We start from the raw sequence: 16,912 nt of genomic DNA on the forward strand, positions 1-16,912 counted from the left end.
AGGCCTCATTGCAGGATTTCTTCGTCTTGGCCCCCGCGTAGCGCAAATTCGATCAGGGTGACAAGGGTTTCACGCCGTGTTGGCAGGCTGGGTGCCTCTAGCAGGGCCTGTTTATCCTCAGGGGCGAAATCCAAAATCATCGCCAGCGAGTTGATCAGCAATTCATCATCCGCCTCATCCAGACTGCCCCAATCGGTATCAAGGCCCATCTGGGTCAGGTAGCGTTCAAGTAGGGCCATGAACGATGGGCGATTGAACAGCATATCTTGTTCTTCCGGTCCTTGGTCCGCGGCGAAACTGTCCCAAGAGACCCGTGCCTGACGATAAGGGGTGTCGCATTGGATTTCTTCGCGGATGCGGAAGCGTGACACGCCGGACAGGGTGATCATATAGCGCCCATCCTCGGTCTCTGAGAATTGGCTGATGCGTCCTGCACATCCGATTTGGTGTAGGCGTGTGGGTGTCATGCCATGGTTTTCGCCCGGCCTTTGTTGGCAGGGCTGCACCATGCCAATCAAGCGTGAAGGCGTGGCAAGGCATGCCTCCAACATCGCGATATAGCGGGGTTCAAAGATATGCAGCGGCAGCCGAGCGCGGGGCAGCAACAGAGCCCCGGGCAAGGGAAACACGGGAACCGTGTCGGGGAGAGCGACCTTAAGTTTCATGTCGGTCTAATTAGGCCGCTGAATGCCTTAGGCAAATATCAGCGAGCTCAACTTGCGACGCCCGTTCAGCACAATCGGATCGTTGCCTGCCAGCGCGTCGAAAATGGTGAACAGCTGCTGTTTCGCAGCGCCGTCGTTCCATTCGCGGTCGCGTTTGAAGAGGTCGAGCAGTTGATCCACGGCCTCTTCGACCTGACCAGCGGCATGCAGCGCCTGTGCCAGATCGAAACGGGCCTGATGGTTGTTTTCATCCGCTGCCAGCGCGGCCTTCAATTCATCCAGCGGGCCGGAATTTGCGGCCTGACGGGCCAGTTCTAGCTGCGCGAATGCGGCCTCAATCGGGGCAGCGGTGGAAACCTCGGCGGGTACACCGTTCAACACGGCTTCTGCCTGATCCAGCTCACCGGCAGCGATCTGGCAGCGTGCCATGCCTGCGTAGGCGGCGGCATTTGCGGGGTCTTCGTCAATCACAGCGGCAAAGATCTGTGCGGCATCTTCAAACGCGCCATCGGCCAGCATTTCCTCAGCCGCGGCCAGTGCATCGTCCAAACCGCCAGAGGCATCGCCGCCACCTGCCTCGATCACCTTGGTGATGAAGGCATCCAGCTGCGATTGCGGCACCGCGCCCTGGAACATGTCGATCGGGCGACCTTTGACAAAGGCGACAACCGTGGGCACCGATTGCAGCGGCAAACCCTGCTGGGCCAGCGCGGCGGCAAGCTGTTGGTTCTGATCCACGTCGATCTTGGCCAGTTTCACCGCGCCTTTGGCCTTGGTCACTGCCGCTTCCAGCATCGGGATCAGGGTTTTGCACGGCCCACACCATGTGGCCCAGAAATCAACGATCACCGGCACCTCGTTCGAGGCTTCGACCACATCCGCCATAAAGTTGGCTTCGGTCACGTCATAGATCAGATCGCCCGCAGGGGCCGCGTTTTGTCCAAGTTCCAGCATGGTGCTATCCCGGCTAAATTCGTGTTGTTCCTTATATGAGGGGCGAGGGCACGAAATCAAAGGGGGAAAAGCGCCCGCGCCCCAATGGATCACAGATCAAAAGTCGCAAAGACCGGTGCGTGATCGGATGGTTTTTCCCAACCCCGTGCATCACGCAACACCCGGCTACTGTGCGCGGCACCAGAAATATCAGGTGTGGCCCAGACGTGATCCAACCGGCGGCCCTTGTCAGCAGCGTCCCAATCGCGGGCGCGGTAGGACCACCAGCTGTACAGTAGACCTTCGGGAATGTCCTGACGGGTCACGTCGACCCAATCGCCCGCCTGCATCACCTGCGTCAGGTGATCGACCTCAATCGGGGTGTGGCTGACGATTTTCAGCAGCTTTTTGTGATCCCAAACGTCATCCTCGCGCGGGGCGATGTTCAGGTCGCCGACCAGAATGGATTTTTCCGGCTTATTGGCGGCAAAGAAATCGCGCATCTCGGTCAAGTAGTCCAGTTTCTGACCGAACTTCTCATTGATTTCGCGATCGGGTTTGTCACCACCTGCGGGCACATAGAAATTATGGATCGTCACCCCGTTTTCCAACCGTCCCGCAATGTGGCGAGCATGGCCAAGGTTGGCGAAATCCTCACTCCCCGCCTCTTCAATCGGCAGTTTCGACAGGATGGCCACACCGTTGTAGCCTTTTTGTCCGCGGGCGATCATGTGGTGATACCCCAGCTCACGAAACGCTTCCATCGGGATCTTGTCCACCGGGCTTTTGCACTCTTGTAGGCACAGGACATCTGGCCCCTCTTCTGCCATCAGTTTGCAGACAATCGGTTCACGCAAACGGACCGAGTTGATGTTCCAAGTGGCAAGGGTGAAGGACATGGGCGGCTCCGCTTTCAGGTTCGGGCTGGTGATCTGTTGGATAGGGGTAGCACCCTGAAAAGAGCGTGAACAGGGGGCGGGTGTGCAGATTTTTCTTGCCAGACGGATGCGTTTTGGATCAGCGTGTGCGGACCATTCCATGAAAGGGTTCAGTGTGGCTGTTGTGATTGGGCGCCTGCCAGGGCACCCCTACAAGAAAGTCCATGACTGGTGGCCGCCGCCCGGGGCGTTTGCCGCCTAAATAGGCGTTTTACACCCTTACCTACATTTTGACATGGATGGAGTTTTCCCATGACGCAGGCACACCTCTGCGCCGATACGGCTGCAGTTAACGTAACCTTTGACGATGGTGCAAAGGGCACCTTTCCTTTCCTTTGGTTGCGCGACAATGACCCCACCGGGTTTCACCCCGATACGCAGGAACGGCTGACTGACCTGACGACCATTTCACTGGATACTGCGGTGACCGACGCTGCGGTTGACGGTGACGCGCTGGCGCTGACATTCGATGATGGCGCGGCAGTGCGCTACCAGCTGGATTGGCTGGCGGCGCATCGCCCAGGTCATGCGCTGGCAGATCCCGCAAAAACAGGCATCCGTACATGGCGTGCGGATATGGTGGCCGATGCGGTGCCACGGCTGAAGGCGGCAGATGTCCTGTCCTCTGATGCAGCGCTGAAGGATTGGCTGGTGGCGACGCAAGCCAGCGGGCTGTCCCTGATCGAAGGGCTGCCAGATGATCGTGAGGCGGGGATGGACGTTGCCAAACGGATCGGTTTCCTGCGGGAAACCAATTTTGGCGTGACGTTTGAGGTGAAATCAAAACCGAACCCCAACAATCTGGCCTACACCCCGATCGCGTTGCCGCTGCACACCGACCTCACCAATCAGGAACTGCCGCCCGGTTTCCAGTTCCTGCATTGTCTGGCGAATGAGGCGACGGGGGGCGGATCGCTGTTCAGTGATGGTTTCGCCGTGGCCGAAGACCTGCGCGCTGAGGATCCAGAGGCGTTTGAACTGTTGTCGACCATTTCTGTGCCGTTCCGGTTCCATGATGGGGAATATGACATCCGCTCGCGCAAGAAGGTCATCACACTGGATGAAGATGGCAGCCTGAAAGAGATCTGCTTTAACGCGCATATCGCAGGCATTCTGGACATCGCACCGGAGAAGATGCCCGCCTACTACCGCGCTTACCGCAAGTTCATGTTGATGAGTCGTGCTCCGGCATACCTTGTCACCTTTAAGTTGCAAGCGGGGGAAATGGTGATCTTTGACAACCGCCGCGTGCTGCATGGCCGCGAAGCCTTTGATCCCAATACCGGCGCGCGTCATTTGCGCGGGTGTTATGTCGATCGGGGGGAGTTTGAGAGCCGTTTGCGCGTCCTTGCGCGTTAACCGTTCGATTTTCTCGGGGCGCTGGTGCCGCTGGCGCCCCACATTCTATGGCATTTCCAATTGGCGATTCCCTAGCAAGACGTACTTTTCGCCCTAAAAGGTTAACAAAACCTTCAGAACTCGCGGGAACCGATGCGCGAAGAAATATGAAAGTTTTTTATTATTTTTTATGAAGCAGAGGGGCCGAGGCGATACCAGCGACGCCTTAATGCCCTGAATTCAAGAGGCAAATTTTATCGTTTGATTAATTTGGTGGCATACCTGCCACGAACCACGCTGCGATGCAGCGAATTCATTGCTTGAAATAGACCACAATGTTACCTTACGACCGTGTTGAGTGAAACTTTAGTATATTTTTTGTTTTTTGTTTTCGCGTTCAAGCTCGCACAAGTTGATTTTAGGAGAATGCAATGGATTTGCTTCATATTGCACTATCAGCCTACGTTGTGACGACCATCTTCGCTCTGGCGATGACTTATAAAGAGCAAAAGCAAAGCGGTCATGTGACCCCTGTTTTCGCTCTGATCGGTGCATGTTCCTGTATTATCTGGCCTTTGGTTGGCGCTTTTATGGCGTTCTGGCAATGGACCACGGCACGCAACGTCAGCCGCTTCTAAATTTCTCGTTGTTTTTTATCGCCTGCCGCTGAATTTCGCGAACGGCCAGTTACTGCGCGCCTGTCGTGCTTCGGATGATCAAATGTCCTTTATTGATATTAAAGAAAAACAAATTGATTTGGCTCCGCGCCGCGTTTCAGGGCGCCAGTTGGTTGGTTCTGATGCTGAGCAGTCGGGTGGCGCCGTGCCAAAGAAATCTGCGCAGCCTCAACATGGGATGTATGCTCGCTTTGGAAAACGGGCGCTTGATGTGTTTCTGATCCTGCTGGCCGCGCCTGCGGTGTTGTTGGTCTGCATTCCAATGGCGCTGATGATCATGATGGATGGCGGCAGCCCGTTTTACAAACAGGCGCGTGTCGGTCGGAATGGCAAGCTGTACCAGATGTGGAAATTCCGCACGATGGTGCAGGATGCAGACGTGCAATTGAAACGCTATCTGGAAGAAAATGCCGAAGCCGCCGCTGAATGGCAGCATTATCAAAAACTGCGCAAAGATCCTCGCATTACACCGGTGGGGCGTATCCTGCGCAAAACGTCTTTGGATGAGTTGCCGCAACTGCTGAACGTGTTGGTGGGGGATATGTCATTGGTTGGGCCGCGTCCGATGATGGATGGTCAGCAGGACCTGTATCCCGGTCGCGACTATTATGACCTGCGCCCTGGTATCACGGGACCTTGGCAGGTGTCCGTGCGGAACGAAAGCAGCTTTGCTGATCGTGCGGGGTTTGACAGCGGCTATGCCCGAGAGCAATCTTTGGCAACGGATCTGAAGCTGTTGTTCGCGACCGTGGCTGTGGTTGCCGGTGGATCTGGCCACTGACCTGTTCCTGAAGCGAACTGCAGACCTATATACTAGCTGCCCGGCCCGTTTGGCCGGGTTTTTCTTTGGTGGTGTATCGACATGGTCCCTGTTTCAAAAAGGAACCTATCTCAAAAAAGAACCCGGGCAGTGCCCGGGCTAGTCCAACAGGGAGGTTGCACAGCATAAGCCGGCTGTGCGGCGGCAACCGTGTCAATGGCAGTCATGGAGGGAGGAGAGTGCCATTGAAACTGGGTATTCGATACGCCGGATAAAACTTAGGCTACTAATTTATATCCGCCGGACTCGGCGATGAGAAGACGCGCATTCGTAGGGTCTGGTTCTATCTTTTGACGCAAACGATAGATATGTGTCTCCAAAGTATGGGTTGTGACTCCTGCGTTATAACCCCAGACCTCATGCAGCAGCACATCGCGCGGCACCACACCATCCGCAGAACGGTAGAGGTACTTGAGGATGTTGGTTTCTTTCTCGGTCAGGCGGATCTTGCGATCGTCTTCGGTCACCAACAGCTTCATCGAAGGGCGGAAGGAATACGGGCCCAGCTGGAACACGGCATCTTCGCTCTGCTCATGCTGGCGCAACTGCGCACGGATGCGGGCCAGCAGCACCGGGAAACGGAACGGTTTGGTGACGTAATCGTTGGCGCCTGCGTCCAGACCCAGAATGGTGTCGGCGTCCGAATCGTGGCCGGTCAGCATCAGGATCGGGCTTTTCACGCCCTGTTTGCGCATCAGTTTGCACAATTCGCGACCGTCGGTGTCGGGCAGGCCCACGTCCAGAATGATCAGGTCGTAGAGGCCCTCTTTGACCTTGGCCATGGCTTCGACACCATTGCCGCCTTCAAAGACGTCGAAATCCTCGGTCATGATCAGCTGTTCGCTGAGGGCTTCGCGCAGGTCCTCATCGTCATCGATCAGCAGGATTTTCTTCAACTGTGCCATGAGGTCCTCCGTTCGCCTCTATTGTCTTGCTATTAGACATGCGCTGCCCGGCGCCTCAGGACAAGATTTGCTGCAACTGTCTCACGCGGACGTGTTTTCGTCGCCGTTATTGTTTCAATCTGTTGCAAAAACGGCTAAATCAGGCCCTCAAGAAAGGGAAGATCGCCCATGTCATTTGCCCCGAATGTAACAGAAATCATCGCCCGTGCCCGTGCAGACCTGCGAATGGGGGTGCCTGTTGTCCTGATGTCTGGGGGCAAAGGCGCCATTATGATGGCGGCAGAAACGCTGGAACCGCAGCGGTTGGCGGATTTGCGGGCGCTGGGCGGGCAGCCGATTCTAACGATCACCGCGCGACGGGCTGAAACGTTGAAGGCACGTGCCTATGACGGTGATCTGGCCCGTGTGATGATCCCCGATGATGCGACCTGTGCCTGGGTTCAGTCGATTGCCGATCCCGCTGATGATCTGTCCAACCCGATGAAGGGCCCGCTGCGTACCGAACGTGATGGTGCGGCGGATCTGAACCGTGTGGCGATTGCGCTGGCGAAATCGGCGCGTTTGCTGCCTGCGGCCGTGTTGCTGGATCAGGCCAATCCGGCGGGTTTTGCCGCTGCGAACCTGTTGACCGCGGTGCCGGCCGATCTGGCGGGGCCTATCCTGTTGGCGTCGCCGCAGCCGCATCCCGTGGTCGCCGCCCGCCTGCCGGTAGAGGCCAGCGAGGCCGGACGCCTGCACATCTACCGTCCCGAGGATGGCGGCGAAGAGCATTACGCCTTTGAGGTCGGTGCGCCTGCGCGGGATGAGCCGGTTCTGGCGCGGCTGCATTCGGCCTGTTTCACTGGTGACGTTCTCGGCAGCCTGAAATGTGACTGCGGCCCGCAGCTGCGCGGCGCGCTGGCGCAGATGGGGGATGCGGGGGCCGGTGTCCTCCTCTACCTCAACCAAGAGGGGCGCGGCATTGGTCTGGCCAACAAGATGCGAGCCTATTCCTTGCAGGACCAGGGGTTCGACACGGTGGAGGCCAACCATCGGCTGGGTTTTGAGGATGATGAGCGCGATTTCAAACTGGGGGCAAAGATGCTGCGCTCGATGGGCTTTTCCAAGGTTCGGCTGTTGACCAATAACCCACGCAAGATTGCGATGATGGAAAAGAACGGGATCGAGGTGGTGGATCGCGTGCCGCTGAAGGTGGGCGAAAACCGTTTCAACACCGATTATCTGGCCACCAAGGCGCAGAAGTCAGGACATATGCTGTGACGCCGCAGGATCTGGTGCTGACCCCGCGCGGGGTGCGGTTTCAGGGGCGTTATTATCCGTGTTCCATTGGTAAGGGTGGTCTGCGCGCCGACAAGCGTGAAGGCGATGGCGCGACGCCTGTGGGTGCGCACCGGATTGTCGGGATGCTGTATCGGGCGGATCGCATCGCGGCGCCAAATGGCTGGGCGGAGCCGATTGGGCCAAACGATCTGTGGTCGGATGACTGCGGCGATGAGAATTATAACCTGAAAGTGCGCGCGCCCTACGGGTTCAGTCACGAACGCCTGCGTCGGGCAGATCCCCTGTATGATGTGGTGTGGATCACCGACTGGAATTACCCCTATGCGACGGCGGGGAAGGGATCGGCGATTTTCCTGCATCAGTGGCGCAGACCGCATTATCCGACAGAGGGCTGTATCGCCTTTCGCCGCGATCACCTGCTGGCGTTGTCGCGGCGGGTTGTCTTCGGGACACGGGTGATTGTGGGATGAGTTGAAGCGCGTGTCGTTTCGTTTTTCGCCTTAGTACGGGCGTCAGCCCGGGCCGCGCCCGACCCTCCCCCCGGGAGGGCGTATTGGAGATTTCTTGCACGATAAAGACGTGGTTGTCATTTGTGAGCGTTCTTCTGTCCATTGAAGTAGCGATGCGCCCACCCAGGGTCAGGCGCGGCCCTTATCGCTCAACCTCTCCCCAGAACCCCATCAAGGGCCGTCTGCAACTGATCCTGTTCTGCAATCTGCAAACGCACGGGTACGGTCAGCACCTTCATGCGGAAACTTTCTGGCAAGCGCACGGCGTCCTTTTCCGTCGTGACCATCTGAAGACCTCGCAGCGCTGCCTCTTTCTCCAGCCGCGTCAGCAGCGCGGGCGTCAGGGTTTGGTGATCATCCAGACCCTCGGCGCGCACCAGATCCGCACCAAGCTCGCGTAGGGTGCGAAAGAATTTCTCTGGATGGCCGATCCCAGCGAAGGCCAGAACTGGCATGCCAGCAAAATCAATGCCCATTTGCAACGGTTCCAGCGCGCCAGTCAAATGCGGCAGGTTATGCGCGCGGATCACATTACCCCAGCGGGCGTCAAAATCGGCCTGCGCCGCTGCCCCGCCAATGGACAGCACCAGATCGGCGCGGGCCAGTCCCACGTCCACCGGTTCACGCAAAGGCCCCGCAGGCAGGCAGCGGGCGTTGCCGAAGCCCTTGTGGGCGTCCACCACAATCAGCGACAGATCTTTGTGCAGGTCGGGGTTCTGGAACCCGTCGTCCATCACGATCAGGTCGGCGCCTTCTGCCTCGGCCAGTTTGGCACCCTCGGCGCGGGATTTGGCGACCACCACAGGGGCAAAGGCCGCCATCAACAGCGGTTCATCCCCCACCTCTGCCGCCGTATGGCGCATGGGGTCGACAAGGATCGGACCTTTCGCACTGCCGCCATAGCCGCGTGATACCACAATGGGTTTCACCGCCATGCCCATCAGCTGCATCAGCAACGCGATGGTGGTCGGTGTTTTGCCGGTGCCGCCAGCATTGATGTTGCCAACGCAGATCACCGGCACCTTGGCTTGGTAGGCGCCACCCTTGGCTACCCGTCGCGCGGTCAGATGGGCATACAATGCACCTAGAGGCGCTAGAAAATGCGCCCGAATGCCTGCGGCCTCAGGGGCGTTGTCCCAGAAACGTGGTGGCTGCATTAGCGTATCTCCCCAAGGTCGAGTGCGTCGTGCAGCATTTCGATAACCGCATCGGTGACCTCTGCCCCGACAGAGCTGACATCCCAACCCGCATGTGCCATCGCTGCAGCCTGATCGGCAGACGACAGCACAGCCAGTGCGCTGGCCAGACTGTCCGCATCTTTGACAATCCGCGCGGCCCCTGCGGCCACAAAACGGCTGTAGGCACTAAGGTATCTGCCGACATTTGGGCCATATAGAATGGCGGATCCCAAAGCGGCAGGTTCATAGGGATCACGTCCGCCGAAACCTGGGATGAGTGAGCTGCCCATGAATGTCACTGGTGCCAAACGATACCACAGCCCCATTTCGCCATATGTGTCGGCCAAAAGGACCTGTGTTTCCTCTTCGGGCTGTTGCCCTTTGGACCAGACCGCTGTGCGCCAGCCCCATTTGTTCAGTTTGCGCACCATTTCGGCCCCCTCGTCCGGATTGTCGGGAACAAGGATCAGCAGCTGTCGGTGGGATAGACGCAGCGCGGCCTTGTGGGCCTGACTGATCATGCCCAGTTCATCCAGCTGCGCCATCGCGGCCAGCCAAACAGGGCGGTTGCCCAATTTCTGCGCCAACGCTTCGCGTTTGGTTTCGTCGCAGGGCAGGGCGCGGCCGCCTTCCTGCATCGCGCCCAGGACATCGATATTGGCACGTGACAGACCAATGCGGCCTAATCGCTGTGCCGCCGCCTGATCCACCGCGACAACACGGCCAAAGCGCTGCAAAACGGATCGGCTGATGTCGGGTAGCCACCGGAAACGCGCGTCTTCCAGTGCCTCCGCTTCGGCATCTAGTAAGAGGAGTGGGATATCGCGTCGCGCGGCCAGTTCGATCGCCGCTGGTCGCAGATCACCGCCAGTCCACAGGCCAATGTCGGGTCGCCAGTGGTCAAAAAACTCGGTCATGTCGGCAATGGCGTCTTCTGGGATCACCTGCCAGATCATGTTTGATTTGATGTGATCTGGCTGCGCCACGCCCGGGGCTGTGGTCAACAAAAGGTTCAATCCCGGCCGCTGTGTTGCAAGCAGTGCAAACAGCTGCATAAGAGCGGCAGCTTTTTGCAAGCTGGTCGCGTGCGCCCAGATCAGCTCTCCCTCTGGGCGGGGGAGGTCATATTGGGCCGGCTTGCGGCTGCCGCGCCGTGCAAGAGCCATATAGGCAGCAAGACTTAGGGATCGCGGCATTGCCCGGTTCTTAGCCCAGTTCTTCGGTGGCGGAAATTTCACGTTCTTCATCGCGCAGGCGATGAATGTGGGCGATATAGTAACGCATATGGGCGTTATCTACGGTTTTCTGTGCCTCGGCTTTCCAGGCGTCGTAGGCGGACTGATAGTTGGGGAACATACCGACGATGTGAATGTCATCTACGTCCTTGAACACGTTCTTGGACGGGTCCACCAGTTCACCCCCAAAGACAAGGTGCAGGCGCTGGGCTGTTTTATCACTCATTCGGGTTGCTCCTCCGTTAGTTGGTGGCAACTTAGGCGCAGAGCTGATGCACCGCAAGGGAGCGGCAGCTATCAGGCAGGTCCGGTGGCAAAGGTGTGCCGTCGCTAAATCAAGATGCCTCGTTTTCGGGCCGTGATTGCGCGCTGACCAGTCGTGCGGTCAGGTTTGTGTGCAGCTCAGGACTGGCGGCAACCACGCCTTTGACCTGCGGGTGCGGGTTGTTGAACTGCAGCGCCTGCCCGTGCATGTCGGTCACGGTTGCGCCTGCCTCTGTCAGGATCAGTGCGCCGGCGGCGATGTCCCATTCCCAACTGTCGCGCAAGGTCAGCATCGCATCAAACCGCCCCTGCGCCACAAGGCTGAGGCGGTAGGCCAGCGACGGGCGATAGACCCGTTTCACATCCGGCACATCGCCATCCACCCACTTTTCCGGTGCGTAGTTTGGTTTCGCCGCCACGACGGAGGCACCGGTCAGGCCGGATTGCCCGCTCACCCGAACCGGATCATTGTTCAGTGTCGCGCCTTGACCCTTTGCGGCGGCATAGAGCCTGTTTTTGGCGGGTAGGTAGACCACGGCAGCGGTGACTTGGCCGCCTTCGGCAATGGCGATGGAGTGCGCCCAGCTTTTGGATCCTTCTATGAAGCTGCGGGTGCCATCAATGGGGTCGATGATGAACACACGCTCCTGCGTCAGGCGCGCTGCGCTGTCATCGCTTTCCTCGGATAGCCAGCCATAGTCGGATCGCGCGCTGCGCAATTCACGTTCCAGCACCGCGTTGACGGCCAGATCCGCCTCGGTCACCGGTCCCTGTTCGCCAGGCTTGTCCCAGGATTTGGCATCGGGTCCGTGAAAGGTCAGCGCGGTTTCACCGGCCAGACGGGCGGCGTGGATCAGAAGATCTAGGTCACTTGCCGGCAAGGGTCATCCCCTCCACCAGCAGCGATGGCACCACGCGGCTGAGGTGCGCGCGCGCGTCGTTGGCGGGAATGATCCGTGCCAACATGTCCAGCAGATTGCCCGCGATGGTGCATTCGTTGACGGGATATTGGATTTCACCGTTTTCCACCCAGAACCCGCTGGCGCCGCGTGAATAGTCGCCGGTGTTGGGGTTGATCGTCGATCCGATCATCGAGGTGACCAACAGACCAGTGCCCATCTGTTGCAGCAGATCCTCACGGCTGGCGTTGCCTTGGGTCAGGGCGATGTTCCACGGGCTGGGCACCGGCGGGGCCGATGTGCCACGCACCGCGTTGCCCGTCGACTGCAGGCCCAGTTTGCGCGCGGTGGCCAAATCCAGCGTCCAGCCGGTCAACACGCCGTCATCGACGATCTTGCGTTTATTTGTTGCCAGCCCTTCGGCATCAAAGGGGCGCGAACCAGAGGTGCGCGGACGATGCGGATCCTCTAGCAGGTCGATGCCCTTGGGCAGCACCTGCGTGCCTTCCTTGCCCAGGAGCCACGAAGACCCCCGCGCAATCGCGCTGCCGTTTGCGGCGGCCAGCAGATGGCCGATCAGCGACGAGGAAATCCGTTCATCAAACACCACCGGATAGGTGCCGGTTTGCGGCTTGCGCGCGCCGATGCGTTCAACGCAACGGCGGGCGGCGGTTTCGCCGATCTCTTCGGGGCTGCGCAGATCGGATTGGAAAATGCGCATGTCGCCGTCGTGGTCCCGCTCCATCCCCGTGCCGGTGCCGGCAATGGCGACACAGCTGGTGGCGCGGTCGCTGCGCATGTAGCCACCGCCAAAACCATTGCTGGCGGCCAGATACACCTCGCGCGCGCCATAGGCGGCGGAACTGGACTGTACCTGCGTCACACCCTCAACCGCCTGCGCGGCTGCTTCGGCGCGGCGCGCATCCTCTTCCAGTGCTGCCGGGTTAGGCTCCGGGGTGGGGTCATAGAGTTCCAGCGCATCCACGTCCCAATCACGGGCCAGCTGATCGGGATCAGCCAAACCCACATAAGGATCCTCTGGCGCCTCACGCGCCATCGCAACCGCGCGTTCTGCCATCGCAGCCAGCGTGTCGGGGCGCGTGTCAGAGGCCGATACATTGGCCTGCCGCTGCCCAACAAAGACCCGCAACCCGATGTCTGTCCCTTCCGAGCGTTCCGCCTGTTCCAGCACCCCGCCGCGCACGTCGATATTGATCGATGTGCCCGCCACTGCCATCGCATCTGCTGCATCGGCGCCTGCGTCTTTGGCCGCTTTCAGCAGGGCATGGCTCAGCTCTTTCAGGGATTGGGTCATCGGCTGCCTCTTGTTCTTTTGTCGCTTTGGATCTCTTATCCCCCATGAGGTAGACCGCCGCCCGCCGTTGCGCAAGTTTTGCGTCCCAATTTTGCGTGCCTGTGCACCCCAAAGGCTTCCCTTTTCAATGTTCTAAAAATACTCAGCCCCGCTCAAAGCCACAGGGGGCGCCGCCAGTATGGTGCGCAGATACGAAAAAGGCCGGGGCATGAACCCCGGCCAATTCAGTCTCTATTTCTGCGCATAGTGCCTTATTGCAGGCGCATGCCGTTGGCCAGAACGTGGCCTTCGCTGTTGATTTCCAGCTTGGATTTCAGGCTGTCCTCACCTTCGCCGGGAACGGCGAACATGCCCATCATCATGCGGGCGCCCATCACGTCCTCTTGGCTGACGAAGCCCATCGAAACGATGGTGTCCAGCAACTTGTTCGCGCCGGTCAACGACAGGTCGATTGCACCTTCGGGGCGCGGCATGCCGTCAAAGCTGGTCAGGTCGGTGTTGTCGAAGGTAAATGCGCCGGCGCCGGTCAGTTCTGCGCCAACCGCGCGTACAGTCAGGTTGTTCAGCGCAACAGAATTTAGCTCGCCGGGCATTTCGGCTTCGGCAAGGGTGTCTTCGTTGAAGATATCCGTCAGAACCTTGGCTTTGCCGGTGATGTCAAAGCTGATGGTCGCGGGATCGCGCGGCAGCTGACCGGCCGGATCAAACAGGCCCCACAGCATATCCGCCATGGTGAAATCGCCCAGCGTCATGGCCAGTTTGAAATCCTGCTCTTCGTCGCTCATCCCCAGCGGGACCATCAGGTCCAGCGCGGTTTTCCCCATTTCATAAGAGATGGGGAAAGGCAGGTCAGGCACCTGAACGGTTGCCTTGCTGTCGCTGCCGTTTGCAAAGAGGCGGAACGTTTCGGCATTAAAGGTCAGGCCAAAGTTGCCCATGCCGTAGCTTTGGGTGCCAGCGAGTTTGTCGCCGTCGATGAACATATCATAGTCCATGTCGCCACCGCCGTAGCTGATCGATCCTTCGGCCGCGAAACCGTTTTTCATCGCTGCGGACATGTCGTCGTAATTGATGTCTTTGGGGATCGCAGATGTGCCGCCGATGGTCACGTCGCGCAGGGTGCCGTTCACTTTTACATAGTCGTCGGTCGACCCTTCGGGTGCCTTGGCATCGACCGTGATCAGCATCTGCTCGGCGGTCATCGACTGTTCGGATTTCAGCAACATGGTACCCATGCTGAGCGTTTTGCCTTTGACGTTGATCAGGGTCGCTTTGACGGTGCCCACGTCGATGTCGCCCGTTTCATCCATCAGCTTGTCCAGCGACACTTCGATCGATGCGGCAGATGTGTCGTAGTTGATCGCATCAGGTTCACCCGAAGCGGTGGTCTTCAGGCCAACAGAGCTGTAGTTGACCTGGATATCCCCGCTATCCTCACCATCATCGATTGAAATGGTCATCGGGAACGTGGTGGGCATGATCAAATCAACGGTGCCATTCCCGTTATCGATCAGGTTCAGGTCGGGCATGGTGATTTCAACGCTGCCGTCCTCATTGCCGTCAATCTCAGGCACAGCAATCGTCATCTTCAGGTCTGAAATTTTCAGATCGTTCCCTTGCATCGTCTCAGTGGCCGAGACCGTCATGTCATTGGCCTGCATCTGCTGTGTCCAGTTGGCCCAGACGTCTTTGGGGGTCACGTCCGCAAAGACAGCGGGGGCGCCGATCAGTAGCGCGGCAAGGGCGGTCGAGGACCGTGCGAGGGTATGTTTCATAAAATTTGCCTTCCGTTTGGAAAATGATTTTTCCGATAGCTTCTGCCTTAAAGCGGGGCGGGTCAAGGCGCAGGACTGTAGACCGCAGCACCGGATCCGTTTACCACTTAGGGTCAAGAACGGAGGTAAAGATGCCTGATTTCAATAACAAGACCGTAATGATCACCGGCGCGTCGCGCGGGATTGGTGAGGCGGCTTCTCGCCTATTTGCTGCTGCGGGTGCCAATGTGGTGATGCTGGCACGCAGTGGTGAACGCATTGCCCAGATCGCCGAAGAGATTGGGGCGCTGGCGCTGACGGGCGATGTGGCCTCTTACGCCGATATGCAGGGGGCTGTGGCGCAGACGGTGGAACGGTTTGGTTCCCTCGACATTCTGATCAACAATGCTGGTGTGATCGAACCGATTGGCGCGCTGGGTGATGTCAGTCCCGAAGGCTGGGGGGCGGTAATTGATGTGAACCTTAAGGGCGTTTTCAACGGCATGCATGCGGCCTTGCCGCAGATGGTGGCGGCGGGTGGTGGCACGATCATCACTATTTCCTCCGGCGCGGCCCATCGCGGGTTGGAGGGGTGGAGCGCCTATTGTTCGTCCAAAGCGGGCGCTGCGATGCTGACCGAATGCGCTGATCTGGAATATCGCGGCAAGGGTGTGCGCATCATGGGGCTGTCGCCCGGCACTGTGGCCACCCAGATGCAGCGCGAGATCAAGGCAAGCGGTATCAACCCCGTGGCGCAGCTGTCGTGGGAAGATCACATTCCTGCCGATTGGCCTGCACAGTGTTTGATGTGGATGTGTGGTCCTGCCGGTGATGACCTGACCGGAACCGAGGTCAGCCTGCGTGATGAAGATGTACGCAAAGCGGTAGGACTAGTTTAAAATGATCGAAGTAATTGATCAGGGTGGGTGTCGGATTGTTACCATCAACCGCCCTGAAAAGGCCAATTCCCTAACCGCCGAAATGCTGGAACGCCTGTGTGAAATTGCCGAAGGTGCCGGTGATGTGCAGGTGCTGATCCTGACTGGCGCGGGCAAGGTCTTTTCCGCCGGTGCCGACCTCGAGGCGGCGAAGGCAGGTCTGGCGACCTCGCCCCTGTGGGAACGTCTGTCCGGTGCCATCGCGGCGCTGCCGGGGCTGACCATTGCCGCGCTTAATGGCACGCTGGCGGGGGGCGCCAATGGTATGGCATTGGCCTGTGATCTGCGCATTGCAGTGCCGGGGGCCAAGTTTTTCTATCCGGTGATGAAGCTGGGGTATCTGCCGCAGCCCTCCGATCCGGCACGTATGGCGGCGCTGATTGGTCCCGCACGGACCAAGTTGATTCTGATGGGCGGGCAGAAGATCATGGCCGATGAGGCGCTGCGCTTTGGCCTGATCGACCGGATCGTTGACGGTGATGTGGTGGCGGAGGCGCGCGCCATTGCCGAGGACACACTGAACGCCGATCCCGAGATCGCCCGCGGCATCAAACAGATGTGCGAGGGTAAAGCAGTTCGTGGATGATCGATTGAATGATCAAGACGACTGGCGTGATTGGCAAGACGAAGGCTGGCCGTTTGAAGACGCGCTGGCCGAGGCGATTGCCGCATGGGACGGCAAATCCAAAGCGATGATTGCTGAGGTGCATGATCAATTGGCAGAAGCGGATCGTGATTATCTGCCTCTGCTGATTGACTTCGTGGCCGAGGATGAGTTGTCCGATGGCGCCACATGGCTGCTGAAACATGCGCTGGAAAACGGGGTGAAGGCGAAGGATCTGCCATATATCGCCCCCGCCTTGGTCGCCGCCACGCAATCGGCCCGCTGGCCGACACAGCTACACATGTTGCAGATCCTGCCGATGCTGGACGTTTCGGACGATCTGCGTCCCGCGGTGCAGGGGCTGGTGTTTGGTGCGCTGCCTGCCAAAAGGGCGATGCTGCGCGCCTGGGCCTACGCGGGCGCGGATCAACTGGCGGTGCACCATGCCGATTTGCGTATGCGGGTGATGCAGATCCTTGACCGCGCACGGGAACAGGAAACCGCCGCCTCTGTTCTGGCGCGGCTGAAACACTGCCGGTTTTAACGCTGTCTAGCCTCAAACTGCGTTTGCGGGGAAGGGGGGCGTGTTCTTCCCGCTTGTCCTTGTGGGACTGGCGCGGCATGAGGGTGGTGTATTTCAAACGGCGTCGGGGGCGATT

The 16,912-nt window shown here is 58.9% G+C and carries 18 protein-coding genes; 8 read left to right on the forward strand and 10 right to left on the reverse strand.

Annotated elements, in window-relative coordinates; all coding sequences use genetic code 11:
• Window positions 1-5: 5 nt before the first annotated feature.
• The 3 genes from TM5383_RS11485 to TM5383_RS11495 form a co-directional block, all read right to left on the reverse strand.
• Window positions 6-665 carry an LON peptidase substrate-binding domain-containing protein gene (locus TM5383_RS11485; protein WP_058319184.1) on the reverse strand — a complete coding sequence of 220 codons (660 nt, stop codon included), beginning with the start codon at window positions 663-665 and terminating at the stop codon, window positions 6-8.
• A gap of 27 nt (window positions 666-692) precedes the next feature.
• Entirely contained in the window at window positions 693-1,619 is a 927-nt protein-coding gene (locus TM5383_RS11490) for a thioredoxin family protein (protein ID WP_058319185.1), read from the reverse strand.
• Between the two features lie 89 nt (window positions 1,620-1,708).
• Window positions 1,709-2,497: an exodeoxyribonuclease III gene (locus TM5383_RS11495; RefSeq protein WP_058319443.1), complete on the reverse strand. Its 789-nt coding sequence runs from the start codon at window positions 2,495-2,497 to the stop codon at window positions 1,709-1,711.
• 291 nt (window positions 2,498-2,788) lie between these two features.
• On the opposite strand from TM5383_RS11495, the gene TM5383_RS11500 reads away from it, so the two are divergent.
• The 3 genes from TM5383_RS11500 to TM5383_RS11510 all read left to right on the forward strand — a co-directional run bounded on the left by TM5383_RS11500 (window position 2,789) and on the right by TM5383_RS11510 (window position 5,332).
• The gene (locus TM5383_RS11500) at window positions 2,789-3,895 is read left to right on the forward strand and encodes a TauD/TfdA family dioxygenase (RefSeq protein WP_058319186.1); all 1,107 of its coding nucleotides are present in this window, start codon (window positions 2,789-2,791) and stop codon (window positions 3,893-3,895) included.
• Between the two features lie 410 nt (window positions 3,896-4,305).
• Window positions 4,306-4,512, forward strand: coding sequence for a hypothetical protein (locus TM5383_RS11505; RefSeq protein ID WP_058319187.1), 207 nt, complete (start codon window positions 4,306-4,308; stop codon window positions 4,510-4,512).
• A 217-nt stretch (window positions 4,513-4,729) separates the two neighbouring features.
• Window positions 4,730-5,332 carry a sugar transferase gene (locus TM5383_RS11510; protein ID WP_156415731.1) on the forward strand — a complete coding sequence of 201 codons (603 nt, stop codon included), beginning with the start codon at window positions 4,730-4,732 and terminating at the stop codon, window positions 5,330-5,332.
• A gap of 257 nt (window positions 5,333-5,589) precedes the next feature.
• Here the strand turns inward: TM5383_RS11510 and TM5383_RS11515 are convergent, their stop codons facing one another.
• On the reverse strand, window positions 5,590-6,276 hold the full coding sequence (locus tag TM5383_RS11515) for a response regulator transcription factor (RefSeq protein WP_058319188.1): 687 nt from the start codon (window positions 6,274-6,276) through the stop codon (window positions 5,590-5,592).
• Between the two features lie 168 nt (window positions 6,277-6,444).
• Between TM5383_RS11515 and ribA the strand changes: the two genes are divergently transcribed.
• Together ribA and TM5383_RS11525 are read left to right on the forward strand one after the other, a co-directional pair.
• The gene (gene ribA / locus TM5383_RS11520; protein WP_058319189.1) at window positions 6,445-7,536 is read left to right on the forward strand and encodes a GTP cyclohydrolase II; all 1,092 of its coding nucleotides are present in this window, start codon (window positions 6,445-6,447) and stop codon (window positions 7,534-7,536) included.
• On the forward strand, window positions 7,533-8,027 hold the full coding sequence (locus TM5383_RS11525; protein ID WP_058319190.1) for a L,D-transpeptidase family protein: 495 nt from the start codon (window positions 7,533-7,535) through the stop codon (window positions 8,025-8,027). Before ribA ends, TM5383_RS11525 begins: the two co-directional genes overlap by 4 nt.
• Before the next feature lie 188 nt (window positions 8,028-8,215).
• On the opposite strand, the gene lpxK is transcribed toward TM5383_RS11525, so the two are convergent.
• The 6 genes from lpxK to TM5383_RS11555 all read right to left on the reverse strand — a co-directional run bounded on the left by lpxK (window position 8,216) and on the right by TM5383_RS11555 (window position 14,732).
• A complete protein-coding gene (gene lpxK / locus TM5383_RS11530) occupies window positions 8,216-9,223 on the reverse strand; it encodes a tetraacyldisaccharide 4'-kinase (RefSeq protein ID WP_058319191.1) in 1,008 nt (335 codons plus the stop codon).
• Entirely contained in the window at window positions 9,223-10,491 is a 1,269-nt protein-coding gene (locus tag TM5383_RS11535) for a 3-deoxy-D-manno-octulosonic acid transferase (RefSeq protein WP_306345459.1), read from the reverse strand. The genes lpxK and TM5383_RS11535 overlap by 1 nt, the downstream gene beginning before the upstream one ends.
• Entirely contained in the window at window positions 10,451-10,705 is a 255-nt protein-coding gene (locus TM5383_RS11540; RefSeq protein WP_058319193.1) for a DUF4170 domain-containing protein, read from the reverse strand. The genes TM5383_RS11535 and TM5383_RS11540 overlap by 41 nt, the downstream gene beginning before the upstream one ends.
• Window positions 10,706-10,814: 109 nt before the next feature.
• The gene (locus TM5383_RS11545; RefSeq protein ID WP_058319194.1) at window positions 10,815-11,624 is read right to left on the reverse strand and encodes a 3'(2'),5'-bisphosphate nucleotidase CysQ; all 810 of its coding nucleotides are present in this window, start codon (window positions 11,622-11,624) and stop codon (window positions 10,815-10,817) included.
• A complete protein-coding gene (locus TM5383_RS11550) occupies window positions 11,611-12,957 on the reverse strand; it encodes a TldD/PmbA family protein (protein ID WP_058319195.1) in 1,347 nt (448 codons plus the stop codon). The genes TM5383_RS11545 and TM5383_RS11550 overlap by 14 nt, the downstream gene beginning before the upstream one ends.
• A 251-nt stretch (window positions 12,958-13,208) precedes the next feature.
• Window positions 13,209-14,732, reverse strand: a complete 1,524-nt coding sequence (locus tag TM5383_RS11555; protein WP_058319196.1) for a DUF2125 domain-containing protein — start codon at window positions 14,730-14,732, stop codon at window positions 13,209-13,211.
• 131 nt (window positions 14,733-14,863) lie between these two features.
• Here TM5383_RS11555 and TM5383_RS11560 point away from each other — a divergent pair, with 131 nt between their 5' ends.
• Genes TM5383_RS11560 through TM5383_RS11570 form a run of 3 tightly spaced genes read left to right on the forward strand, consistent with a single transcriptional unit; the run spans window position 14,864 to window position 16,797 of the window.
• Window positions 14,864-15,610, forward strand: a complete 747-nt coding sequence (locus TM5383_RS11560; protein ID WP_058319197.1) for an SDR family oxidoreductase — start codon at window positions 14,864-14,866, stop codon at window positions 15,608-15,610.
• A 1-nt stretch (window position 15,611) separates the two neighbouring features.
• Window positions 15,612-16,235, forward strand: coding sequence for an enoyl-CoA hydratase/isomerase family protein (locus TM5383_RS11565; protein WP_058319198.1), 624 nt, complete (start codon window positions 15,612-15,614; stop codon window positions 16,233-16,235).
• 4 nt (window positions 16,236-16,239) lie between these two features.
• Window positions 16,240-16,797: a hypothetical protein gene (locus TM5383_RS11570; RefSeq protein ID WP_143570245.1), complete on the forward strand. Its 558-nt coding sequence runs from the start codon at window positions 16,240-16,242 to the stop codon at window positions 16,795-16,797.
• Window positions 16,798-16,912 lie beyond the last annotated feature (115 nt).

This window comes from Thalassovita mediterranea, from assembly GCF_001458435.1.
In the GTDB taxonomy this organism is placed as follows: domain Bacteria; phylum Pseudomonadota; class Alphaproteobacteria; order Rhodobacterales; family Rhodobacteraceae; genus Thalassobius; species Thalassobius mediterraneus.

Excerpts from the sequence above, each read along its gene's own strand:
- TM5383_RS11485 (WP_058319184.1), bottom strand. The coding sequence starts at position 665 with ATGAAACTTAAGGTCGCTCTCCCCGACACGGTTCCCGTGTTTCCCTTG.
- TM5383_RS11490 (WP_058319185.1), bottom strand. The coding sequence starts at position 1,619 with ATGCTGGAACTTGGACAAAACGCGGCCCCTGCGGGCGATCTGATCTAT.
- TM5383_RS11495 (WP_058319443.1), bottom strand. The coding sequence starts at position 2,497 with ATGTCCTTCACCCTTGCCACTTGGAACATCAACTCGGTCCGTTTGCGT.
- TM5383_RS11500 (WP_058319186.1), top strand. The coding sequence starts at position 2,789 with ATGACGCAGGCACACCTCTGCGCCGATACGGCTGCAGTTAACGTAACC.
- TM5383_RS11505 (WP_058319187.1), top strand. The coding sequence starts at position 4,306 with ATGGATTTGCTTCATATTGCACTATCAGCCTACGTTGTGACGACCATC.
- TM5383_RS11510 (WP_156415731.1), top strand. The coding sequence starts at position 4,730 with ATGTATGCTCGCTTTGGAAAACGGGCGCTTGATGTGTTTCTGATCCTG.
- TM5383_RS11515 (WP_058319188.1), bottom strand. The coding sequence starts at position 6,276 with ATGGCACAGTTGAAGAAAATCCTGCTGATCGATGACGATGAGGACCTG.
- ribA (WP_058319189.1), top strand. The coding sequence starts at position 6,445 with ATGTCATTTGCCCCGAATGTAACAGAAATCATCGCCCGTGCCCGTGCA.
- lpxK (WP_058319191.1), bottom strand. The coding sequence starts at position 9,223 with ATGCAGCCACCACGTTTCTGGGACAACGCCCCTGAGGCCGCAGGCATT.
- TM5383_RS11535 (WP_306345459.1), bottom strand. The coding sequence starts at position 10,491 with ATGAAGAACGTGAAATTTCCGCCACCGAAGAACTGGGCTAAGAACCGG.
- TM5383_RS11540 (WP_058319193.1), bottom strand. The coding sequence starts at position 10,705 with ATGAGTGATAAAACAGCCCAGCGCCTGCACCTTGTCTTTGGGGGTGAA.
- TM5383_RS11550 (WP_058319195.1), bottom strand. The coding sequence starts at position 12,957 with ATGACCCAATCCCTGAAAGAGCTGAGCCATGCCCTGCTGAAAGCGGCC.
- TM5383_RS11555 (WP_058319196.1), bottom strand. The coding sequence starts at position 14,732 with ATGAAACATACCCTCGCACGGTCCTCGACCGCCCTTGCCGCGCTACTG.
- TM5383_RS11560 (WP_058319197.1), top strand. The coding sequence starts at position 14,864 with ATGCCTGATTTCAATAACAAGACCGTAATGATCACCGGCGCGTCGCGC.
- TM5383_RS11565 (WP_058319198.1), top strand. The coding sequence starts at position 15,612 with ATGATCGAAGTAATTGATCAGGGTGGGTGTCGGATTGTTACCATCAAC.